The sequence below is a fragment of the Pseudescherichia sp. L3 genome (assembly GCF_024656065.1).
Classification (GTDB): Bacteria; Pseudomonadota; Gammaproteobacteria; order Enterobacterales; family Enterobacteriaceae; genus Pseudescherichia.
In genome coordinates this window covers 497660-518103 of record NZ_JANKYC010000001.1, presented here as the reverse complement: position 1 = coordinate 518103, position 20444 = coordinate 497660, and the positions used below count along the sequence as shown (strand labels likewise).

Here is a 20444-nt window from a genome sequence, read left to right as displayed (position 1 = left end):
ATCTGCACGGCGTTGCGTCGTGCAGAATATCATTTCCTGCCTCGCTTATTTTGCTAATTAATATTCATTTACATTCTCAATGCCTGCCTGAAAATTAAGAATCATCTCCCGACAGCAATATAAGATACTGATAATTAAAAGATTAATTTTTACCCCTCTTTATTTCTATCGAACCGATAGGTATATACTCGTCAGCAGAGTCGAAAACCGGTGCTATACTTAGCTCCAGTAATTACCTGGGAACACACATCAAGAGGATATGAGATTATGAGTACCGCTAAACTGGTAAAAACGAAATCATCCGATCTGCTTTATACTCGCAACGATGTAGCGGATAACGATAAAAAAGCGACTATTGAGCTGCTGAATCGCCAGGTGACCCAGTTCATTGACCTGTCTCTGATCACTAAACAGGCCCACTGGAATATGCGCGGCGCTAACTTTATTGGCGTGCACGAGATGCTGGACGGCTTCCGCACTACGTTGACCGATCATCTGGACACCATCGCCGAGCGTGCGGTTCAGTTAGGTGGCGTTGCACTGGGTACTACCCAGGTTGTTAACAGCAAGACCCCGCTGAAAAGCTACCCGCTGGATATTCACAGCGTTCAGGACCACCTGAAAGAGCTGGCCGATCGCTATGCCATCGTTGCTAACGACGTGCGTAAATCTATCGAAGAAGCGAAAGACGAAGATACCGCTGACATCCTGACCGCGGCATCCCGCGACCTGGATAAATTCCTGTGGTTCATCGAATCGAACATCGAATAAAGCATACGTTTTATTTATGACCCTCTCCCCTCCGGGAGAGGGTTTTGCACTTCTCTGGTGCAACCCCTCTGTTCTGCCGCGCTCTGCCCACTCTACAAAGTAAATCACTTGTAATAATTACCTCACACAATCGTTAATCAAGGGTTGTTTTATCGCCGCTTTCTGCGCTTAATAGCAGCATATTGTGCAACATGTCAGCAACGCACCAGCATGGAGCCCCAACATGGTGCATTACGGCTGACAGAGCATAATTTTTGTACTGCGATGGAATATATCGTCTTTACAAAACAATGGGTTGTAAACCTGGCACGATTTTTTCATACTGCGTACGTTCTCTCAGGGGATCGCCCCGTGGATATAAAAGGAAATGTTATGAAGTCTGTGTTTAAAGTTTCCCTTGCTGCACTTACCCTGGCTTTTGCGGTCTCTTCCCACGCCGCCGATAAACTGGTGGTCGCGACCGATACCGCGTTTGTTCCGTTCGAATTTAAACAGGGCGATAAATACGTTGGTTTTGACGTGGACCTGTGGGCTGCCGTAGCGAAAGAGCTGAAGCTGGATTACACCCTTAAGCCGATGGACTTCAGCGGCATTATCCCGGCGCTGCAAACCAAAAACGTTGACCTGGCGCTGGCTGGGATCACCATTACCGACGAGCGTAAAAAAGCGGTCGACTTCTCTGACGGCTACTACAAGAGCGGTCTGCTGGTAATGGTCAAAGCCAATAACAACGACGTTAAAAGCGTAAAAGACCTCGACGGTAAAGTGGTTGCGGTGAAGAGCGGTACCGGCTCCGTTGACTATGCGAAAGCCAATATCAAAACCAAAGATCTGCGCCAGTTCCCGAACATCGACAACGCCTATATGGAGCTGGGCACTAATCGCGCTGACGCGGTACTGCACGATACGCCGAACATTCTCTACTTCATTCAGACCGCTGGCAAAGGCCAGTTCAAAGCGGTTGGCGACTCTCTGGAAGCGCAGCAGTACGGTATCGCCTTCCCGAAAGGCAGCGACCTGCGTGAGAAAGTGAACGGCGCGCTGAAAACCCTGAAAGAGAACGGTACCTATAACGAAATCTATAAAAAATGGTTCGGTACTGAACCTAAATAATTTTGCCTGAATTCAGGCTTGTAACGCCCGGTGGCGCTCGCGCTTACCGGGCCTACATTTTTAGTTTTTCACCACGGTATACAGGAATTCATCATGCAGTTTGACTGGAGTGCCATCTGGCCTGCCATTCCCATTTTGTTTGAAGGCGTCAAAATGACCCTGTGGATCTCGGTCCTCGGTCTGGCGGGCGGTTTACTTATCGGCCTTGCAGCCGGTTTCGCCCGCAGCTTCGGCGGCTGGATAGCAAACCACATTGCACTGGTATTTATCGAGATTATTCGCGGAACGCCTATCGTCGTTCAGGTGATGTTTATCTACTTCGCCCTGCCGATGGCCTTCAACGATCTGCGCATCGACCCATTCAGCGCCGCCGTTGTCACCATCATGATCAACTCCGGGGCCTACATCGCTGAAATTACCCGCGGCGCGGTGCTCTCGATCCACAAAGGCTTTAGCGAAGCGGGCCTGGCGCTGGGGCTCTCTAAGCGCGAGACCATTCGCCGGGTGATCCTGCCCCTGGCGCTGCGCCGTATGCTGCCGCCGCTGGGTAACCAGTGGATCATCAGCATTAAAGATACCTCGCTGTTTATTGTTATCGGCGTGGCCGAACTGACTCGCCAGGGCCAGGAGATTATTGCCGGTAACTTCCGTGCACTGGAGATCTGGAGCGCCGTGGCGGTGTTCTATCTCATCATTACTCTGGTACTGAGCTTTATTTTGCGTCGTCTTGAAAGAAGGATGAAAATCCTGTGATTGAATTTAAAAACGTCTCCAAGCACTTTGGTAAAACCCAGGTGCTGCACAACATCGACCTGAACATCACCCAGGGCGAAGTGGTGGTCATCATTGGCCCTTCCGGCTCCGGTAAGTCGACGCTGTTGCGCTGCATTAATAAGCTGGAAGAGATCACCAGCGGCGATCTGATCGTCGACGGTCTGAAGGTCAACGATCCGAAAGTCGACGAGCGCCTGATCCGTCAGGAAGCGGGTATGGTGTTCCAGCAGTTCTACCTCTTCCCGCACCTGACGGCGCTGGAAAACGTGATGTTTGGCCCGCTGCGCGTGCGTGGGGCAAGTAAAAGCGAGGCGGAGACGCTGGCGAATGCGCTGTTGGCGAAGGTTGGTCTGGCTGAGCGTGCGCACCACTATCCGTCTGAACTCTCCGGCGGCCAGCAGCAGCGCGTAGCGATTGCCCGTGCGCTGGCGGTGAAGCCGAAGATGATGCTGTTTGATGAGCCAACCTCTGCCCTTGACCCGGAGCTGCGCCACGAGGTGCTGAAGGTGATGCAGGACCTGGCCGAAGAGGGCATGACGATGGTGATCGTGACCCACGAGATCGGCTTTGCAGAGAAGGTTGCCTCGCGGCTGATCTTTATTGATAAGGGCCGCATTGCCGAAGACGGCAACCCGCAGTCGCTGATCGAAAACCCGCCCAGCCCGCGTCTGCAAGAGTTCCTCCAGCACGTCTCCTGAGTTATCAACGCTCTCCTTCCGGGGAGCGTTTTTTTCTTCTCCCCGGATTCTTCCCATTTCCAGACGCAGCGCTGGCAGCATCTATACTTATCTTTTTGCACTATTTTCTCAGGAGAGAGACCGTGCCTTGGTTACTGCTGCTGCTTAGCCTGTTCATCATGCCGCTCCATGCGGCGAGCATCCCTGGCGTCACTTCCACATCCGCAGCGCCTGCTACCAGCGAGACAGCACCTGCCGCCGAGCCGGATCTGGAGCAGAAGAAAGCCGCCTACGGCGCGCTGGCGGACGTGCTGGAGAACACCAGCTCCCGGGAAGAGCTGATCGGCCAATTGCGTAAGGTTGCCGCCACGCCGCCACCGGAGCCGGTACCGACCATCGCTCCACCGGAAGAGGTCGGCGAAGAGAAGACGGTGCTGGAGAACGTCCAGGACGTTGGCCGACACTACGGTCAGGCGCTGTCGTCGCGCTTTGCCCAGCTCTACCGCAACATTACCGGCTCGCCGCACAAGACCTTCAACCCCCAGACGTTTATCAACGCCGCCGGGCACTTCCTGCTGCTTGCCGGGCTGGTCTTTGTCTTCTACTGGCTGGTGCGCCTCTGCGCCTTCCCGCTCTACCGCAGGATGGGCAAATGGGGACGCCGTAAGAATCATGACAGGGCCAACTGGTTACAGCTGCCCGCGATGATCGTCGGGGCATTTATTATCGACCTGCTGCTGCTTACGCTCACCCTTTTTGTCGGCCAGCTACTCAGCGATAACCTCAACGGTGGCAACCGCACCATTGCCTTTCAGCAGAGCCTGTTTCTCAACGCCTTTGCGCTTATTGAGTTCTTCAAAGCGATCCTGCGCCTGATCTTCTGCCCGCACATCCCCGATCTGCGGCCTTTCTCGATGAAAAACGAGGCGGCGAAGTATTGGCACCTGCGCCTGAGCGCGCTGAGCAGCCTGATTGGCTATGGGCTGCTGGTAGCCGTGCCGATTATCTCTAACCAGGTTAACGTCCAGTTTGGCGCACTGGCCAACGTGCTGATCATGCTCTGTATCACCACCTGGGCGCTCTATCTTATTTTTCACAACAAGATGCAGATCCAGGAGCACCTTACCCAGCTTGCCGACCGCTCGCTGGCCTTCTTTAGCCTGTTTATTCGCGCCTTTGCACTGATCTGGCACTGGCTGGCCTGCGCCTATTTCGTGGTGCTGTTCTTCTTTTCGCTGTTCGATCCGGGCAACAGCCTGAAGTTTATGATGGGCGCGACGGTGCGTAGCCTGGCGATTATCGGCATTGCGGCCTTTGTTTCCGGCATGCTGTCGCGCTGGATTGCCAAGCGGATCACCCTCTCCGCTCAGGTGCAGCGTAACTACCCTGAACTGCAGAAACGGGTCAACGGTTGGCTGTCGACGGCGCTAAAGGTGGCGCGTTTTCTTACCGTGATTGTTGCTATCATGCTGCTGCTCAGCGCGTGGGGCCTGTTCGATTTCTGGAACTGGCTGCACTATGGGGCGGGAGAGAAAACCGTTGATATTCTGATCCGTATCGCGCTGATCCTCTTCTTCTCAGCGGTGGGCTGGACGGTGCTGGCGAGCCTGATCGAAAACCGGCTCTCCTCTGATATTCACGGTCGGCCGCTGCCCAGCGCCCGTACTCGCACCCTGCTCACCCTGTTCCGCAACGCGCTGGCGGTGGTGATCAGCACCATTACGGTGATGATTGTGCTCTCCGAGATCGGGGTGAACATCGCCCCGCTGCTGGCCGGGGCCGGGGCACTGGGTCTGGCTATCTCCTTCGGGGCACAAACCCTGGTAAAAGATATTATCACCGGCATCTTTATTCAGTTTGAGAACGGGATGAACACCGGGGATCTGGTCACCATCGGGCCGCTAACCGGCACGGTAGAGCGAATGTCGATCCGCTCCGTCGGGGTGCGTCAGGATACCGGGGCCTACCACATCATTCCGTGGTCGTCGATTACCACCTTTGCCAACTTTGTCCGCGGGATTGGTTCGATAGTGGCGAACTACGATGTCGATCGCCATGAGGATGCAGAGAAAGCCAATAACGCGCTGAAGGCAGCGGTGGGTGAGCTGATGGAGCAGGAGGAGATCCGCAAGCTGATCATTGGCGAGCCGACCTTCGTGGGTATTGTGGGTCTGACCAACACCGCCTTCACGCTGCGGGTGACCTTTACCACCCAGCCGCTGAAGCAGTGGACGGTGCGCTTTGCTCTCGACAGCATGGTGAAAAAGCACTTTGACCTTGCCGATGTGCGCCCGCCGGTGCAGACCTACCAGATGCTGACTAACCCAGCGGCCGCGCAGCCGGGGGCCGCAGAGCCAGGGGGCGGACAGGCCCTGCCCCCTGCGCAACCTACGCTTTAAATCGCGTCTGTGCCCAGCGGCGACGCTGGGCCTCATCTAAAAAGGTCCAGGCAATGAAGCGGCTCTGCTTCTGCCCCTGGGCCATCTCTTTTTTCACTACCTTCACCGCGCCGGCAGCGGTCAGAGCGCGATAGAGCGGAGGCAGGTTCTCGCCGCGTGACACCAGCGAGGTGAACCACAGCACCTGACGGCCAAAGGCCTGGCTCTCGGCAATCATCTTGCTGATAAACGCCACTTCCCCACCCTCGCACCACAGCTCCTGCTGCTGACCGCCAAAGTTAAGCCCGCTCGCCTCGCTCTGGCCAAGGTTGCGCCGCTTGCGGTCGTTGCCCGCCTGCGCCGCTGCCGCCGAGTCATGGAACGGTGGGTTGCACATTGTGGCATCGTACTGCTCGTTCTTGTGGATCATGCCGTTGAGAATGGCGGCCGGATCTTTCTGCCGACGCAGGCGTACCGCACGGGTCAGACCCGGATTGCCAGTCACAATCGCCTGGGCGCTACTAAAGGCCGCATCACCGACCTCGGTGCCGGTAAAGCGCCAGCCGTATTCGTGGTGGCCAATCAGCGGATAGATGCAGTTTGCACCGGTGCCGATATCCAGCACGCTCGTCTGGCGTGGGATCGCACCGTCGACGCTGGTTTCGGCCAGCAGATCCGCCAGATGGTGGATATAATCCGCGCGCCCCGGTACCGGCGGGCAGAGAAAACCGTCAGGAATATCCCAGTGCTTCACGCCATAGAAGTGCGCCAGCAGCGCCTTGTTTAACGCCTTGACGGCCTCGGGATCGGCGAAATTCACCGTCGGCTCACCCGCAGGCGTCGCGATAATAAAACCGCGCAGGTTGGGTTCGTCGATACAAAGGGCGTCGAGATCGTAGCGGCTGCGGTGACGGTTACGCGGGTGTAACCCCGGCTTCTGGGCATTCATGGCATTCTCCTGTAATAAGCGGCGTAAGATACCCCCTGAAGCCAGCGCGGTAAACAGCCATTCATGCAAAAAAGCGCAGCATGTTGCCGAAATTTTTGCCCGTAAGCCTCTCTTCGCCACGCCTAAACTTAAGCTGCGGTTCCCCTATTAGAGGATGTCATATGAAAAAATATCTGGCACTGGCTGCCGCCCTGGCGTTTTCCGCCATGACGGTCAGCGCCTTTGCCGCACCACAGCAGCTAATGAGAGACGATACCGGGACGCTGCGCCCGGCGGGCACGGTCTCTGCCCACGGCGCGCTAAGCCTGGACGATCTCCAGGACGAGCTGGCGCAAAAAGCCCGCGAGCAAGGCGCAAAAGGGTTTGTGATTGACTCTGCTGGCGGTGAAAACCAGATGTACGGCACGGCAACCATCTACAAATGAGTTACCTTCACCTCGCCCCGAAAAGCCACTATGACTTTTACGGGGCGTTGCGCTGAACGGCTGTCAGCGTTCGTTAGCCGCCAGCAGCAGGGTATTGAGCAGCACGTTTGCCCCGCGCTCTGCCCACTGCGGGGTGATGTTTTCTGCCTCATTATGGCTGATGCCCCTTTCACAGGGGATAAAGATCATCGCGGTGGGTGCCACGCGGTTAACGTAGCAGGCGTCGTGACCGGCACCGGAGACCATCCGGCGCTGGGAGTAGCCCAGCTCGCGGGTAGCCTGCTCGATGCGCGTGATGCAGTGCTTATCAAAGTCCACCGGGGCGTAATCAAAGATGCGCTCCCAGGCGACGTCGATACTGCGGGCCAGCAGCCCGTTCAGCGCCTCGATCAGCGCCGCCTCCATTGCCACCAGCGCAGCGGTCTCTGGATGGCGAAACTCCACGGTGCAGAAGACCGCTGACGGTACAACGTTGCGCGAGTTAGGCGTTGCCTGCACGCTGCCTACGGTGGCACGCCCGTCCGGCGCAAAGCGGCGGCCAATGGCCTCAACCGCCAGGGTCAGCTCGGCAAAGGCACACAGGGCGTCGCGACGCAGATCCATTGGCGTGGTGCCCGCGTGGGCAGCAAAGCCGGTCAGGTTGATCTCGTACCAGCGCTGACCCATGGCAGCATGAACCACGCCGATATCCGTCTCCTCTGCCTCGAGCAGCGGCCCCTGCTCAATATGCAGCTCATAGCAGGCGTGCAGCGGAATAGCTGCCGCCGGACGCAGGCCCTGATAGCCGATAGCCGCCAGCGCCTGGCCCACGCTGATGCCGTCGCGATCCTCCCGCGCCAGGGCATAGGCTTCGCTGAATACGCCCGTCCAGACGCCGGAGGCCAGCATCGCCGGGGCAAAACGCGCCCCCTCTTCGTTGGTCCAGTTCACCAGAATGAGGTCGCGCTCGGTAGTGATACCGCGATCGTTAAGGGTGCGCAGCGCCTCCAGCCCGGCGAGCACGCCGTAGATACCGTCGTAGTTGCCGCCCAGCGGCTGGGAGTCGCCGTGTGAGCCGGTGAGCACCGGGGCCAGATGGGGATTGCTGCCCGCCCGGCGCATCAACATATTCCCCAGCCGGTCAACTTCACAGCTAAAACCCGCTTCACGTGCCCAGGTGGCGAGCAGGTCGCGCCCGCGCCGATCTTCATCGCTCAGCGCCAGCCGGGTCACCCCGCCTCCCGCCGTTGCGCCAAGCGTGGCAAACTCGTTGAGGGTCTGCCACAGACGCGCGCTATCAACCTGTAGAGGAGAGGCCATCACGCCTCCTTGTCTTTGACGCGATAGCGGAAATCGCAGCACGGCGCGCCGGACATAATGGTCTGGGTGCGGGTTAGCTCAACGTCCGGCGCGTAGCCAACGATAAACTTGTCGTCCCTGGCACAGGAGAGCAGGTGGCCGATCTCGCCGAGCCCCATCTCGTGGTACATCTCGGCGTAGCGGCAGCGCGTCACATCATAGTCGTAGCGCTGGCCGTCGTCCTCAATCACCCGCACGTCGAGGGCGTTATCCTTCTCCCAGAGATATTGCAGATCGACAAAGCTGCGCAGATCCGCTTTTTTCGGCTCCGCAGCGGCAAAGTTCTGCCCGGCCTGGATGGCCGCCTGCTCGATGGCTTCGCCAATCACCGCCTGGGCGCGGGCTTTACCCACCTCACGCACCAGGATCTCATAGATAGGTTTAATTATTTCAGCTTCAATTTTACGGCGGGCGAGAATGCCCAGCTCTTGTTTTTGCTCACAGCTCATCATTGCCTCACAAATTACTTCGCGCTACCGCCCAGCACGGTCTGGGGTTCCCACTTACCGTTCACCACTTTGTAGACGGTAAAGGATGGATTTTTCAGGTTGCCCTGCTCGTCAAAGGCAATATTGCCGGTCACGCCGGTATAGTTAATGGCGCGCAACGCAGGCAGATAGTCCCCGGCGTCAACGGAGTCGGCTTTCTGCATCGCAGCAATCAGCACCCGGGTGGCGTCGTAGGCAAACGGCGCATGAAGTTCGATATGGGTATGGTATTTAGACTGGTAGGCCTGCTCGAACGCTTTCCCGCCCTGCATCTGATCCACCGGCAGACCCGGCTCCAGGGCCACGACGCCTTCGCCCTCTTTCTGCGCCAGGCTCAGGAAGGTCTGGCTAACGAAGCCGCCCGCGCCCATCAGCGTGGCCTTCATGCCCAGCTGCTTGAGACGACGCGCCAGCGGAGCCGCCTGGCTATCCACGCCGCCGAAGAAGACCAGGTCAGCATTTTTGCTACGGATGGCGGTCAGCACGGCGTTGAAATCCACGGTCTTCTCATCAACGTACTGGCGGTCAACCGGCTTGATGCCCTGCGCTTCCAGCGACTTGATGAACTCGTCGGCCAGGCCCTGACCGAAGGCAGTACGATCGTCGATCACCGCGATGCGCTTCGCCTTCAGCGTCTGCACGGCATATTTTGCCGCGTAGTCGCCGCCGTCATCGTCGTGGCCCATCACGCGGAAGCTGGTGTCAAAACCCTGCTGGGTATAGGCGTGACCGGTGGCGACCGGGGCAACCTGGGCGATGCCCGCATCGTGATAGATACGCGCTGCCGGAATGCTGGTCCCGGTGTTCCAGTGACCGACGACCCCTGCCACTTCGCTGTCGACCAGGCGCTGAGCCACAGCGACGGCGGTACGCGGATCGGACTGGTCGTCCTCGGATTGCAACTTAAAGGTCACCGCTTTGCCGCCAATCGTCGGGTGGGTTTTATTCACGTCGTCGATAGCGAGCTGCGCGCCGTTCTCCAGATCCTTGCCGATACGCGCCGACGGGCCGGTCAGCGGGCCAGCCAGACCGATAATCACGGTGTCATCGGCCTGGGCCGGATTTACCGCTGCTCCGCCGAGGGCGGCGAGTGCGATCGTGGCGCTTAGCACTTTATATCGCATGGTTTTACGCTGATTAGTTTTCATTATTGTTTCCCTGATGTTGGTGGTGTTTTAAACGGCAACTTCGCCTAAATAAATTTCCTGAATTCGGTTATCGGCCAGCAGTGCAGCAGAGTCGCCGTGATGGGCGATAGAGCCGCTGTCCATCACCCACGCGCGGTGTGTGACCTCCAGCGCCAGCCGGGCGTTCTGCTCAATAAGCAGCAGCGTGACGCCGGCATCACGCAGGGCGGCAATCTCTTTAAAAATAGTTTCGACCATGATCGGGGCCAGCCCCATCGACGGCTCGTCAAGGATCAGCAGGCGCGGCTGGCTGAGCAGCGCCCGGCCGAGGGCCAGCAGCTGCTGTTCACCGCCGGAGAGCAGCCCGGCCAGCTGATCTTTGCGCTCACCGAGGCGGGGGAAACGCGCGTAGAGCTGGGCCATCTCCTGCTTCACCGCCTGGCGTCCCTTGCGCTGCCAGGCCCCCATGAGCAGGTTCTCCTCTACCGTCATACGGGTGAAGATGCCCCGTCCCTCGGGCACAAGAACAATCCCGTCGCGGAGCAGATCCTGCGGGGCGCGGCGGTGAATCGATTTGCCGCGCCAGAAGATCTCCCCGCCGTAGGGTTGCAGCCCGGCGATGGCCCGCACGGTGGAGCTTTTGCCCGCGCCGTTGGCGCCCAGCAGCGTGCCCTGCTCACCTTCGTTGAGGCTAAATTCGATCCCGCGAACGGCCTGAATGCCGCCGTAGTGCACGGAGAGGTTGCGCACCTGCAAAACAGGTTCAGACATGGGCGTTTCCTCCCAGATAGGCGCGGATCACTTCCGGATGGCGACGAATGGCCTCCGGTTCTCCTTCGGCAATCACTTTGCCGTAGTCCAACACGCTGATGCGGTCGCAGAGGCTCATAATCAGCTTCACGTCATGCTCGATAATTAAAATGGTTTTGCCATCGTCACGAATACGGCGCAGCAGCTCGCCGAGGGCGACTTTCTCCGCCGCGTTCATGCCTGCCGCCGGCTCGTCGAGGGCCAGCAGCTTAGGGTCGGTTGCCAGCGCGCGGGCAATCTCAAGACGACGCTGATGGCCATAGGCGAGATCGCAGGCGCGGTAGTGGGCAAACTGGGCAATGCCGGTGTACTCCAGCCAGTACCAGGCCTGGCGCTCGGTCTCGGCCTCCTCCTCCCTCGCCCGCTTATGCCGGGTGATGGCGGCCCACAGACCGTTGCGGGTGCGGACGTGGCGACCGATCATCACGTTCTCCAGCACGCTCATGTCGTTAAACAGGCGCAGGTTCTGGAAGGTGCGGGCGATGCCCGCCTGGGTCACTTTCTCAATCGCCTTTGGCGAGTAAGGCGCATCGGCCAGGCTAAACTCGCCGCTGTCAGCGGTATAAAGACCGGTGATCAGGTTGAAGCAGGTGGTTTTGCCCGCGCCGTTGGGGCCAATCAGGCCGTAGATCTCCCCCGCCTTCACCGACAGGCTGACGTCGTTGACCGCCACCAGGCCGCCGAAGCGTTTGTTCAGATTACGGATCGTTAACAAGCTCATGCTTTTACCCCCGCGTGTTTAGCGGGCCAGACGCCCCCCGGACGGAAAATCATCACCAGCACCAGCGCCAGGCCGTAGAAGAGCTGACGCAGGATCTCCGGATCCACCAGCACGGTACCGAACAGCGCCTCCTGCACCGGCACGGCCTGGCTGCGCAGCAGCTCCGGCAGCGCCGAGAGCATCACTGCGCCGAGGATCACGCCCGGCACGTGGCCGATGCCCCCCAGCACCACCATCGCCAGCACGACGATGGACTCCTGCAACGTAAAGGATTCCGGGGAGACGAAGCCCTGGAATGAAGCAAACATCACCCCGGCGACGCCGCCAAAAGAAGCGCCCATTGCGAAGGCCAGCAGCTTAAAGTTGCGCACGTTGATGCCCATCGCCCGCGCCACGTCCTCATCCTCGCGGATGGCGTGCCAGGCCCGCCCTACCCTGGAGCGTTGCAGACGGATACAGATAAAGACGATCGCCACAATCAGCGCGGCAAACAGGTAGTACCAGAGATAGAGCGCGGGAATTTTCACCCCCAGCAGGTGGTAGACGCCGCGGAATTGCAGGCCAAACAGGCTCAGGGAGTCGATACCCGAGATGCCCTTCGCGCCGTTGGTAATATTGACCGGGCGATCGAGGTTGCGCATCAGGATGCGGATAATCTCCCCGAAGCCGAGAGTCACAATCGCCAGATAGTCCCCGCGCAGGCGCAGGGTCGGCGCGCCGAGCAGGATGCCGCAGATCCCGGCAATGAAGGCCGCCAGCGGGATTAGTACCCCGTAGGAGACGTGCAGCCCATCGCTAAAGTAGCCCTGCAATACCGGGAAGGCATCGAGCAGGTGCGGGGAAGCGAGCAGCGCCGCAAGGTAGGCCCCGACAGCGTAGAAGGCGATAAAACCCATATCCAGCAGACCGGTAAAGCCGACCACAATATTCAGTCCCAGGGCGAGCATGATGTAGAGCAGGGTAAAGTCGATCACCCGCACCCAGTAGTTGCCACCGGCGGCAGAGGCCAGCCACGGCGCAAGCAGCAGTCCGGCCACCAGCAGAATAATGCCAAGGTTAAGACGCGGTGCGCTGCGTTCGGAGGTTAAAATAGTCATAGGATCCTCAGGCACGCTGTGCAACCCGCTCGCCTAACAGGCCAGCGGGACGGAAAACCAACACCAGGATCAGCACGATAAACGCCAGAATGTCCTGATAGTTACTGCTGAACGCGCCGCCGGTGAGATCGCCCAGGTAGCCAGCGCCCAGCGCCTCGATCAGCCCGAGCAGGATCCCACCCAGCATGGCACCGCGAATGTTGCCGATACCTCCCAGCACCGCGGCGGTAAAAGCTTTGATGCCCGGCAGGAAGCCCATAGAGAAGCTGGCACTGCCGTAGTTGCTGGCCATCATTACCCCCGCCAGGGCGGCAAACGCGCCGCCGATAGCGAAGGTCAGGGTGATAATCCGGTTGGGTGAGACGCCCATCAGGCTGGCAACCTGCGGGTTTTCCGCGACGGCGCGCATCCCGCGCCCCAGACGGCTGTACTCCACCAGCAGCCACAGGCCAAACATGACCAGAAAGGTGACGGCCAGAGTCACTATACCGGTCACGGTGATAATCGCGGGCGGATGCTCGGCGCTGCCCGCAGTGATCGCAATGGGATCCATAGGCAGGATCTGCGGAAACATCAGCGGGTTACGGCTCCAGATCAGCATGGCGACGGTTTGCAGCAGCACTGAGATGCCGATCCCGCTGATCAGCGGGGCCAGCCGGGGCGCGTTGCGCAGGCGACGATAGGCAAAACGCTCTACCGCCATCGCCAGCAGCGCGCAGACCACCATCGCCGCCAGCAGGGCAAGGGTGAGCTGCACCAGCAGGTTCATGCCGGGAAACCACTGGGAGAGAAGAGTGATCCCTGAAAGGGTGGTAAGCGCGCCGACCATTAAGATGTCGCCGTGGGCAAAGTTGATGATGCGCAGAATGCCATACACCATGGTATAGCCGAGGGCAATCAGGCCATAGATGCTGCCCAGCATCATACCGTTGATCAATTGCTGAATTAGTGTGTCCACAATACGTGCCTGCTGAGAATTTTTTCAGCGTAAGCATCCAACAATTGAATTTAATTTTGAAATACGGATATATTCTTTCTTATTATAAAAGCGTATTTCATTAACTTACTGATATTCAATTATAAAATAAAAACGTTTTTTAGGAATCAGACAGGGTTTGCTTCAACATATGAAAAAAACAGAAGAGTCAGGTGAAAGCGGGCTGGCGGACGATCCGCCCCTGCGTGCGGTACGGGCGTTTGAGGCCATCGCCCGGCTGGGCAGCGTCTCCGCCGCCGCGGAGGAGCTGAACGTCTCTCCCTCGGCGGTCAGCCACCAGCTCAAGGTGCTGGAAAGCTTTCTCCAGCTTCCGCTGACCCATCGTCAGGGACGCCATCTGGTCCTCAGCAGCGAGGGGCGCGAGTATTACCGCTCGATACGCGCCGCCTTTAGCGTGCTGCGCCAGGCCACCGGTCAGCTGTTTGAGCAGGGCCGCTCGCGTCAGGTGACGATCAGCCTGATCCCGCTCTTCGGCATGGGCTGGTTTATTCCCCGCCTGCCGCGCTTTATCCAGGCCCACGCCCAGATGGAGATCAACGTGGTCTACGCCAACCATCGCAACTATCTGAGCGACGCTTCGGATATGTCGATCCGCTTTGGTACCGGGCAGTGGGTGGGCTACCGCAGCGAGAAGCTGATCTCCGGGCGCATGATCCCGGTATGCAGCCGGGAGTTTATTCGTCTGCATGGCTACATCGAGACGCCTACGCAGCTGGCGCAGATGCCGCTCCTGCACGACGAAGAGCGCGCCACCTGGACGCAGTGGTTTAGCGAGCAGCAGGTGAAGCGGGTGCGCCGGGACGGGGCGATGTTTGAAGATGGGCTGCTGACCCTGGCCGCCGTGCAGGCCGGTCTGGGCTGCGCCCTGATGCGTGAGCCGATGATCCTGCCCTATCTGCAAACCGGCGAGCTGGTGAAGATCTTCGACCTGCCCATTGACGACGGTCGCGACTACTACCTCTGCGTGCGCCAGGACGTGGAGATGACCCACGAGGGTAAGCTGCTCCAGCAGTGGCTGCGTGAGGAAGCCGGGAGATAGTCTAAACTTAAGTCATACTTCTCACTAAGGAGAGCGCTATGGCTTCAGGTTGGGCAAACGACGGTGCTGTTCAGGACCAGATCGACAGCACCATTGACGATGCGGTCGCCCGCGCGCGCCGCGAACTGCCGAAGGGTGAGAGCCTGCACGAGTGTGATGAGTGTGGCGCAACTATTCCCGAAGCGCGCCGCAAAGCGATCCCAGGCGTACGCCTGTGCGTGGCGTGCCAGCAGAAGAAAGATTTGAAAAATGCCTCGTTTTCAGGATATAACCGTAGGGGTTCGAAAGACAGCCAGCTTCGTTGACCACAGAACAGGGGTTAGCCCAGGGCAAGCGGTTGCTATCCGCATCACAAAAAACAGGGAAAGAAGTGGCATTTCGTGCCGCTAACGCAGCGGCACGGCGACGGTTCGCTTTCACTTGAATAATTCTTGTTAAAAATCATTCGTTTTCAATATATTAACGATCGTTCAAAATTTTAGATGAAGGTCGTCAATTCTATTCGATTTAATCTCTCGCAAAAAAACGTGATACTCATCACATCGACGGAACATCGTCCCCCATACAGAATAAACTGCGAGAATCGAACCGTGAAAACCATTAAATATGCTGTTGCTGCTCTGGCCCTGACTACCCTCTCCTTCGGCGCATTCGCTGCCCAGCCGGTGACCGCTGAGCAGGCGCAGAGCATGCACAAAATGGGCGTTGTGACTGCGCAGGGCGCGACTACGCTGGATGGCCTGGAAGCACAGCTGGCTGAGAAAGCCGCTGCCGCAGGCGCAAAAGGCTATAGCATCACCTCTGCTAACGCCTACAACAAAATGAGCGGTACTGCGGTTATCTATCAGTAATCGCCTTACCGTGTCTGCCCCGCTGGCTCATCATCGGCGGGTTGTATTACCCCTCATTATTACTGCATTGACCCTGTTTGTTGTTACCCTTGTTGCCCGTCCGGTTTGGACGGGCTTTTTTTTGCCCGCGGTTTATTAAAAAGCGCTCGCTACCCGTGCCAGACCCTCTTCCAGGGTTTCTACTTGCCCCGTTCCCACAAAACAGCAGGCGATCTGACGCTTCAGCGATTCCGGCACCGGCTCGCTGCCGACCAGGCAGCGCTCTGTCCAGCGGGCGGTCACCTCGGGATCTTTGCTGGCGGGCAGCACAGGCTGGAGCGCCGTTTCATCTTGCCGCTCGCTTAAGACGCGCGTGCCCTGGGCATCAATCAGCGTGAGCTGTGGGCAGCGCTGGGGATTGGCATACACCTCCCCCTCCGTGCCGTGCATCAGCAGCCCGCGCCCGCCGATATCGCCAAAGAACTTCGCTACCCGCGTGACGTATTCAGGATGGGAGACGCTGGAGAGGCGCAGCGCGGCGTCCTCAGCAAAGGGCGTTGCCAGCTTGGCCAGGGTGTGGGCGCTGTTACGCACTCCCATGCGCCAGCGCATATCCAGCTGTTTCTCCAGCGGCGGACAGAGCGCGCTAACGGGCACGTACACCGGGTTACGCCCCTCCAGCTTCGCCTGCGCCTGCCCGGCGGTCAGGGTCGGCTCAATACCCAGCAGGGTAAAAATGGTTTCCGAGATCACGCGATCGCGATCCTCGCTCACGCCGTGAACCAGCACCGGAAAACCCAGCCGCTGTAGCAGCATCGCCAGCAGCGGGGTCAGGTTCGCCTGCCTGCGCGCGCCGTTATAGCTGGGAATGACGATGGGCATCGGCTTCGCCACCGGCGGCGTCAGGCGCATGGTCTGGGCCTGCATCGCCTCGTAGAAGCCCAGCATCTCCGCCTCGCCCTCACCTTTAATGCGCAGGGCGATCAGGATCCCGCCCATCTCCAGATCCGCTACTTCGCCGTTCAACATGTGGGTGTATAACGCGCGTGCGGTATCAAAATCCAGATCGCGGGCGTGATTTTTACCGCGCCCAACCTCTTTGATGATGTGGCGGAAATCCATAGCTAACTCCTTGCGTCATAGGTGATGGTCAGCGTCGCCGACGACGATTCTGTTTTGGTTTACTTTTTACTATAACGTCAGGCACGTCCGGTTGGGAAATAGGAAAAACAGGCAGGGCGTCGAGCAGCCGTTTTCCATAGCCTTTCGAGAGCAGCCGCCGGTCGTAGATCACCACTTCGCCCCGGCAGCTGTGGCTACGGATCAGCCGTCCCACCTGCTGGATCAGGTTAAAGGAGGCGCTCGGCAGACTCTGCACCTCAAACGGGTAGCGGTTGAGGCTCTTCAGCCACTCACCTTCGGTGATCACTACCGGGCTGTCGATAGGCGGAAAGGCGATCTTGTGGATGTGTACCTGGGTCAGGTAGTCCCCTTTCAGATCCAGCCCCTCGGCAAACGACTGGAGCCCGACCAGCACGCTGCGCCCGCCCTCGTCGATGCGCTTGCGGTGTAGCTCCACCAGCCGGTAGCGGGGCTGATCCCCCTGCACCAGCAGCATCAGGCGCAGATCGGTGACAAAGGTCAGAAAGAGCTGCATAGCGCGATTGCTGGCAAACAGTACCAGCATGCCGGGGTGCACTTTTTTCTCAACCTGCTCGCGGAAGTAGGCCGCCATTTCGGCGATGTGCTTCTCTTCATGCTCCATCAGCGGCTCGTAGCGCATCTGCGGGATCACAAGCTGGCCCTGCTCAATGTGGTTAAAGGGCGAGTCGAGGGTCACAAAGCGATCCCCGGCCTTCTCTTTCAGGCCGCTCATCTCCTGCAAACGGGAGAAGCTGTTCAGGGAGCGTAAGGTGGCCGAGGTCACGACGATATGCGGCACGCTGCGCCACAGCAGCTTCTCCAGCTGGTCGCTGACGCGAATACCGACGCAGTGGAAAAAGAGGTGCATCTGCCCCTCAACCAGCTCACGTGTGGCCCACTTGGTCACCGGCGCGCCCGACGCCTGGGCCATCGAGGCCAGTCGCCACAGCTTGCTCTGGCTCTCGAACATACCCAGGGCGCGGTTCATCTGTAAAATGACCCGGTGCAGGCGGACGATATCGTGCTGGCCGGTCTTTTCGCTGAGATCGTTTAAGAACAGCTCTGCCAGCCCACGCAACATCTCGGTCAGCTTCGCCAGCCGCAGGCAGATCTCCATCACTTCGTCAGGCAGCTCGCCCATGGCAAAGCGATGCTCTGCCTCGGTGCCGGCAGGCATGTAGAGCCCGAGGATAGAATTCAGCGAGGCGATAAGCTCATACAGCTCTTCGCAGTGGGCGTTGAGCCGCTCCGGCAGCGCCAGCGGCGGCGTGGTCTTCGGACGAAACTGCTCCATGCAGGTCGCCACCAGCTTGGTAAAGAGATCGAGCTGGAGTCGATACCAGGGGGCGGTGATCTCGGCGCTCATCTCCAGCGCGTCGCGGGCGACGTCCGGCAGATGATGGCCCTCGTCCAGCACCAGCAGCAGGTTTTTCGGCTCCGGCAGCACCGCTTCGGACTCCATCGCCGCCATGACTAAGGCGTGGTTGGCCACCACGACTTCGACCTCCTGCACCTCCCGGCGGGCGACAAAAAACGGACACTCGCGGTAGTAGTGGCAGTTGCGGTTCAGGCAGCTGGCTTTGTCGGTGCTGAGCCGCCGCCACAGGTTATCTTCAATGTTCTGATCGGTGTGATCGCGCAGGCCGTCCCAGCGGTAGCTGTCGAGATCGGCCTTGAGTTTGGCGCAGCGCTGCTGCTCCTCTTTGCTGTTCGGCGTCAGCTCGTCGTCGAGAAAGGCCAGCAGATCCTGCTGGGTAGCCTCGCTGCTGGCAAGGGCCGTCAGATTGCGCGGACAGACGTAGCGCCCGCGGCCAAAGGCGGCGGTAAAGCGCAGATCGGGGATGATCTTCTTCAGCAGAGGCAGATCTTTACTGAAGATCTGATCCTGTAACGCCACGTTGGCGGTGCTGATCACCAGCGTCTTCTGCTCTTCGCGAGCGATGGCGATGCCGGGAATAAGATAGGAGAGCGTTTTGCCGACGCCGGTGGGCGCCTCAATGGCCAGATGCCGCCCCTCTTCCCCAGCTAGGGTTTTGGCGACGTCAGCAATCATCTGCCGCTGCGGTGCGCGCGGAATAAAGTCGGGGATCTGTTGCTGTAGCGCCTTATACCAGGCGGCAATCTGCGCTTTCAGCGCGGCGGAAAGAGCCATCGGGAGACCTGAAATACTGTATAAACAGCCACTATTGTCTCACGATCGCCGGTCTGCGGCAAAAGAAAAGCCCGGCTTTGCGGCCGGGCTTCAGGATTATTACTGCGATGCCGCGGGTTTACGCGGACGGCGACGGCGCGCCTGCTCCCCGGCGGGTTTCGCATCGCCGCTGCGGCGCGGCTGGCTTGATTTCGGCGCACCACCTTCGCTGCGACCTTCGCTGCGTCCTTCATTAGGGCGCGGCTGCTGCTGACCACGACCGCCGCCCTGTCCGCGTCCACCGCCGCCGCCGCCACGCTGCTGGCGACCGTTTTGGATCGGCTCGGCTTTGATAGAGGCGTCCGGCTCATAGCCCGGCAGGGCAATGCGTGGGATCTCTTTTTTCAGCAGGCGCTCGATGTCACGCAGCAGCTTGTGCTCATCGACGCAGACCAGCGACAGCGCTTCACCGGTAGCCGCGGCACGGCCGGTACGACCGATGCGGTGCACATAGTCTTCCGGCACGTTCGGCAACTCGTAGTTAACCACGTGCGGCAGCTCTTCAATATCCAGACCACGAGCCGCAATATCGGTTGCCACCAGCACGCGGATGTCGCCGGATTTGAAATCGTCCAGCGCGCGAGTACGTGCACCCTGGCTCTTGTTACCGTGGATCGCGGCGCTGCGAATACCGTCTTTATTCAGCTGCTCTGCGAGGTGGTTGGCACCGTGCTTGGTGCGGGTGAAGACCAGCACCTGCTGCCAGTTACCCTCGCCGATCATCTGCGACAGCAGCTCGCGCTTGCGTTTCTTATCAACAAAGTGCACATGCTGAGTGACCTGCTCGGAAGCGGTGTTGCGACGCGCCACTTCGATCTCCAGCGGGTTATGCAGCAGCTTCTCCGCCAGGGTTTTGATCTCATCCGAGAAGGTCGCAGAGAAGAGCAGGTTCTGGCGCTTGGCCGGCAGCTTCGCCAGCACGCGGCGAATATCGTGGATAAAGCCCATGTCGAGCATGCGGTCAGCTTCGTCCAGCACCAGGATCTCAATGCCGTCGAGCTTAACGGCGTTCTGGTGCTCCAGATCCAGCAGACGGCCTGGGGTAGCGACCAGCACATCAACGCCGCCGCGCAGCTTCATCATCTGTGGGTTAATACTCACGCCACCGAAAACCACCAGCGAACGCACGTTGAGGTACTGACTGTACTCCCGCACGTTCTCACCCACCTGGGCCGCCAGCTCGCGGGTTGGGGTGAGGATCAGCGCCCGCACCGGGCGACGGCCTTTGGCATGGGGTTCGCTGGAAATAAGACGCTGCAACAGTGGCAGGGTAAAGCCAGCGGTTTTACCAGTACCGGTCTGGGCGCTGGCCATCAGGTCGCGCCCCTGCAGCACGGCGGGGATCGCCTGCTGCTGGATAGGGGTAGGTTCGCGGTAGCCCTGCTCGGCAACGGCGCGCAGGATCTCAGGGTCTAAACCCAGTGCTTCAAAAGACATAACAACTCCGAACCGCCCCGACCGTTTCAGGTGTAGTTTTCAGGGAGATAGGTAACGAAACAGATGACAAAAACCACAGTGTCATGAAGGGGCGCAGTGTAGCAGCTTTTGTGATGCGGCGCATAAAATATCCCGTGTC

20 protein-coding genes are annotated in these 20444 nt (G+C 59.1%); 9 read left to right on the top strand and 11 right to left on the bottom strand.

Annotation, left to right across the window (positions count from 1 at the left end):
* Positions 1–267: 267 nt before the first annotated feature.
* From dps to ybiO, 5 genes are all read left to right on the top strand, one after another.
* Positions 268–771: a DNA starvation/stationary phase protection protein Dps gene (dps, locus tag NR795_RS02565; RefSeq protein ID WP_042392299.1), complete on the top strand. Its 504-nt coding sequence runs from the start codon at positions 268–270 to the stop codon at positions 769–771.
* A 372-nt stretch (positions 772–1143) separates the two neighbouring features.
* Positions 1144–1884 carry a glutamine ABC transporter substrate-binding protein GlnH gene (glnH, locus tag NR795_RS02560; RefSeq protein ID WP_042392298.1) on the top strand — a complete coding sequence of 247 codons (741 nt, stop codon included), beginning with the start codon at positions 1144–1146 and terminating at the stop codon, positions 1882–1884.
* A gap of 93 nt (positions 1885–1977) precedes the next feature.
* Positions 1978–2637 carry a glutamine ABC transporter permease GlnP gene (glnP, locus tag NR795_RS02555; RefSeq protein WP_222889971.1) on the top strand — a complete coding sequence of 220 codons (660 nt, stop codon included), beginning with the start codon at positions 1978–1980 and terminating at the stop codon, positions 2635–2637.
* Entirely contained in the window at positions 2634–3356 is a 723-nt protein-coding gene (gene glnQ / locus NR795_RS02550; protein ID WP_238083906.1) for a glutamine ABC transporter ATP-binding protein GlnQ, read from the top strand. Before glnP ends, glnQ begins: the two co-directional genes overlap by 4 nt.
* A 122-nt stretch (positions 3357–3478) precedes the next feature.
* The gene (gene ybiO / locus NR795_RS02545; RefSeq protein ID WP_257757005.1) at positions 3479–5734 is read left to right on the top strand and encodes a mechanosensitive channel protein; all 2256 of its coding nucleotides are present in this window, start codon (positions 3479–3481) and stop codon (positions 5732–5734) included.
* On the opposite strand, the gene rlmF is transcribed toward ybiO, so the two are convergent.
* A complete protein-coding gene (gene rlmF / locus NR795_RS02540) occupies positions 5724–6662 on the bottom strand; it encodes a 23S rRNA (adenine(1618)-N(6))-methyltransferase RlmF (RefSeq protein ID WP_144813293.1) in 939 nt (312 codons plus the stop codon). The two genes, ybiO and rlmF, sit on opposite strands and share 11 nt — an antisense overlap.
* 161 nt (positions 6663–6823) lie before the next feature.
* On the opposite strand from rlmF, the gene mcbA reads away from it, so the two are divergent.
* Entirely contained in the window at positions 6824–7087 is a 264-nt protein-coding gene (mcbA, locus tag NR795_RS02535; RefSeq protein ID WP_257757004.1) for a DUF1471 family periplasmic protein McbA, read from the top strand.
* A gap of 63 nt (positions 7088–7150) precedes the next feature.
* On the opposite strand, the gene NR795_RS02530 is transcribed toward mcbA, so the two are convergent.
* The 7 genes from NR795_RS02530 to NR795_RS02500 are packed head-to-tail and all read right to left on the bottom strand — an operon-like array spanning position 7151 to position 13626.
* Positions 7151–8386, bottom strand: coding sequence for a Zn-dependent hydrolase (locus NR795_RS02530; RefSeq protein ID WP_257757002.1), 1236 nt, complete (start codon positions 8384–8386; stop codon positions 7151–7153).
* On the bottom strand, positions 8386–8874 hold the full coding sequence (locus NR795_RS02525; RefSeq protein ID WP_103819927.1) for an L-2-amino-thiazoline-4-carboxylic acid hydrolase: 489 nt from the start codon (positions 8872–8874) through the stop codon (positions 8386–8388). Before NR795_RS02525 ends, NR795_RS02530 begins: the two co-directional genes overlap by 1 nt.
* 14 nt (positions 8875–8888) lie before the next feature.
* The gene (locus NR795_RS02520; protein WP_222889965.1) at positions 8889–10061 is read right to left on the bottom strand and encodes a branched-chain amino acid ABC transporter substrate-binding protein; all 1173 of its coding nucleotides are present in this window, start codon (positions 10059–10061) and stop codon (positions 8889–8891) included.
* A gap of 27 nt (positions 10062–10088) precedes the next feature.
* Entirely contained in the window at positions 10089–10811 is a 723-nt protein-coding gene (locus NR795_RS02515) for an ABC transporter ATP-binding protein (RefSeq protein WP_144813312.1), read from the bottom strand.
* The gene (locus tag NR795_RS02510; RefSeq protein ID WP_238083895.1) at positions 10804–11571 is read right to left on the bottom strand and encodes an ABC transporter ATP-binding protein; all 768 of its coding nucleotides are present in this window, start codon (positions 11569–11571) and stop codon (positions 10804–10806) included. The genes NR795_RS02515 and NR795_RS02510 overlap by 8 nt, the downstream gene beginning before the upstream one ends.
* The gene (locus NR795_RS02505) at positions 11568–12668 is read right to left on the bottom strand and encodes an ABC transporter ATP-binding protein (RefSeq protein WP_144813319.1); all 1101 of its coding nucleotides are present in this window, start codon (positions 12666–12668) and stop codon (positions 11568–11570) included. The genes NR795_RS02510 and NR795_RS02505 overlap by 4 nt, the downstream gene beginning before the upstream one ends.
* A gap of 7 nt (positions 12669–12675) precedes the next feature.
* Positions 12676–13626 (bottom strand): branched-chain amino acid ABC transporter permease, encoded by a 951-nt coding sequence (locus NR795_RS02500; RefSeq protein WP_257756999.1) that lies wholly within the window; start codon positions 13624–13626, stop codon positions 12676–12678.
* Between the two features lie 169 nt (positions 13627–13795).
* On the opposite strand from NR795_RS02500, the gene NR795_RS02495 reads away from it, so the two are divergent.
* From NR795_RS02495 to ybiJ, 3 genes are all read left to right on the top strand, one after another.
* Positions 13796–14704: a LysR substrate-binding domain-containing protein gene (locus NR795_RS02495; protein WP_222889962.1), complete on the top strand. Its 909-nt coding sequence runs from the start codon at positions 13796–13798 to the stop codon at positions 14702–14704.
* Positions 14705–14742: 38 nt separating this feature from the next.
* A complete protein-coding gene (locus tag NR795_RS02490; RefSeq protein ID WP_042392278.1) occupies positions 14743–15009 on the top strand; it encodes a DksA/TraR family C4-type zinc finger protein in 267 nt (88 codons plus the stop codon).
* 285 nt (positions 15010–15294) lie between these two features.
* Complete coding sequence (ybiJ, locus tag NR795_RS02485) at positions 15295–15555, top strand: DUF1471 family protein YbiJ (RefSeq protein ID WP_042392277.1); 261 nt, start codon at positions 15295–15297, stop codon at positions 15553–15555.
* A 135-nt stretch (positions 15556–15690) separates the two neighbouring features.
* Here the strand turns inward: ybiJ and ybiB are convergent, their stop codons facing one another.
* From ybiB to rhlE, 3 genes are all read right to left on the bottom strand, one after another.
* Positions 15691–16656, bottom strand: a complete 966-nt coding sequence (ybiB, locus tag NR795_RS02480) for a DNA-binding protein YbiB (protein WP_144813329.1) — start codon at positions 16654–16656, stop codon at positions 15691–15693.
* 28 nt (positions 16657–16684) lie between these two features.
* Positions 16685–18829 (bottom strand): ATP-dependent DNA helicase DinG, encoded by a 2145-nt coding sequence (dinG, locus tag NR795_RS02475; protein WP_222889961.1) that lies wholly within the window; start codon positions 18827–18829, stop codon positions 16685–16687.
* Positions 18830–18928: 99 nt separating this feature from the next.
* Positions 18929–20305, bottom strand: a complete 1377-nt coding sequence (gene rhlE, locus NR795_RS02470) for an ATP-dependent RNA helicase RhlE (protein WP_257756993.1) — start codon at positions 20303–20305, stop codon at positions 18929–18931.
* Positions 20306–20444: the final 139 nt, after the last annotated feature.

What these genes read in the sequence shown, in the direction of transcription:
- dps (WP_042392299.1), top strand. Translation starts at nt 268, where the DNA reads ATGAGTACCGCTAAACTGGTAAAAACGAAATCATCCGATCTGCTTTAT.
- glnH (WP_042392298.1), top strand. Translation starts at nt 1,144, where the DNA reads ATGAAGTCTGTGTTTAAAGTTTCCCTTGCTGCACTTACCCTGGCTTTT.
- glnP (WP_222889971.1), top strand. Translation starts at nt 1,978, where the DNA reads ATGCAGTTTGACTGGAGTGCCATCTGGCCTGCCATTCCCATTTTGTTT.
- rlmF (WP_144813293.1), bottom strand. Translation starts at nt 6,662, where the DNA reads ATGAATGCCCAGAAGCCGGGGTTACACCCGCGTAACCGTCACCGCAGC.
- mcbA (WP_257757004.1), top strand. Translation starts at nt 6,824, where the DNA reads ATGAAAAAATATCTGGCACTGGCTGCCGCCCTGGCGTTTTCCGCCATG.
- NR795_RS02530 (WP_257757002.1), bottom strand. Translation starts at nt 8,386, where the DNA reads ATGGCCTCTCCTCTACAGGTTGATAGCGCGCGTCTGTGGCAGACCCTC.
- NR795_RS02525 (WP_103819927.1), bottom strand. Translation starts at nt 8,874, where the DNA reads ATGAGCTGTGAGCAAAAACAAGAGCTGGGCATTCTCGCCCGCCGTAAA.
- NR795_RS02520 (WP_222889965.1), bottom strand. Translation starts at nt 10,061, where the DNA reads ATGAAAACTAATCAGCGTAAAACCATGCGATATAAAGTGCTAAGCGCC.
- NR795_RS02515 (WP_144813312.1), bottom strand. Translation starts at nt 10,811, where the DNA reads ATGTCTGAACCTGTTTTGCAGGTGCGCAACCTCTCCGTGCACTACGGC.
- NR795_RS02510 (WP_238083895.1), bottom strand. Translation starts at nt 11,571, where the DNA reads ATGAGCTTGTTAACGATCCGTAATCTGAACAAACGCTTCGGCGGCCTG.
- NR795_RS02505 (WP_144813319.1), bottom strand. Translation starts at nt 12,668, where the DNA reads ATGACTATTTTAACCTCCGAACGCAGCGCACCGCGTCTTAACCTTGGC.
- NR795_RS02495 (WP_222889962.1), top strand. Translation starts at nt 13,796, where the DNA reads ATGAAAAAAACAGAAGAGTCAGGTGAAAGCGGGCTGGCGGACGATCCG.
- NR795_RS02490 (WP_042392278.1), top strand. Translation starts at nt 14,743, where the DNA reads ATGGCTTCAGGTTGGGCAAACGACGGTGCTGTTCAGGACCAGATCGAC.
- ybiB (WP_144813329.1), bottom strand. Translation starts at nt 16,656, where the DNA reads ATGGATTTCCGCCACATCATCAAAGAGGTTGGGCGCGGTAAAAATCAC.
- dinG (WP_222889961.1), bottom strand. Translation starts at nt 18,829, where the DNA reads ATGGCTCTTTCCGCCGCGCTGAAAGCGCAGATTGCCGCCTGGTATAAG.
- rhlE (WP_257756993.1), bottom strand. Translation starts at nt 20,305, where the DNA reads ATGTCTTTTGAAGCACTGGGTTTAGACCCTGAGATCCTGCGCGCCGTT.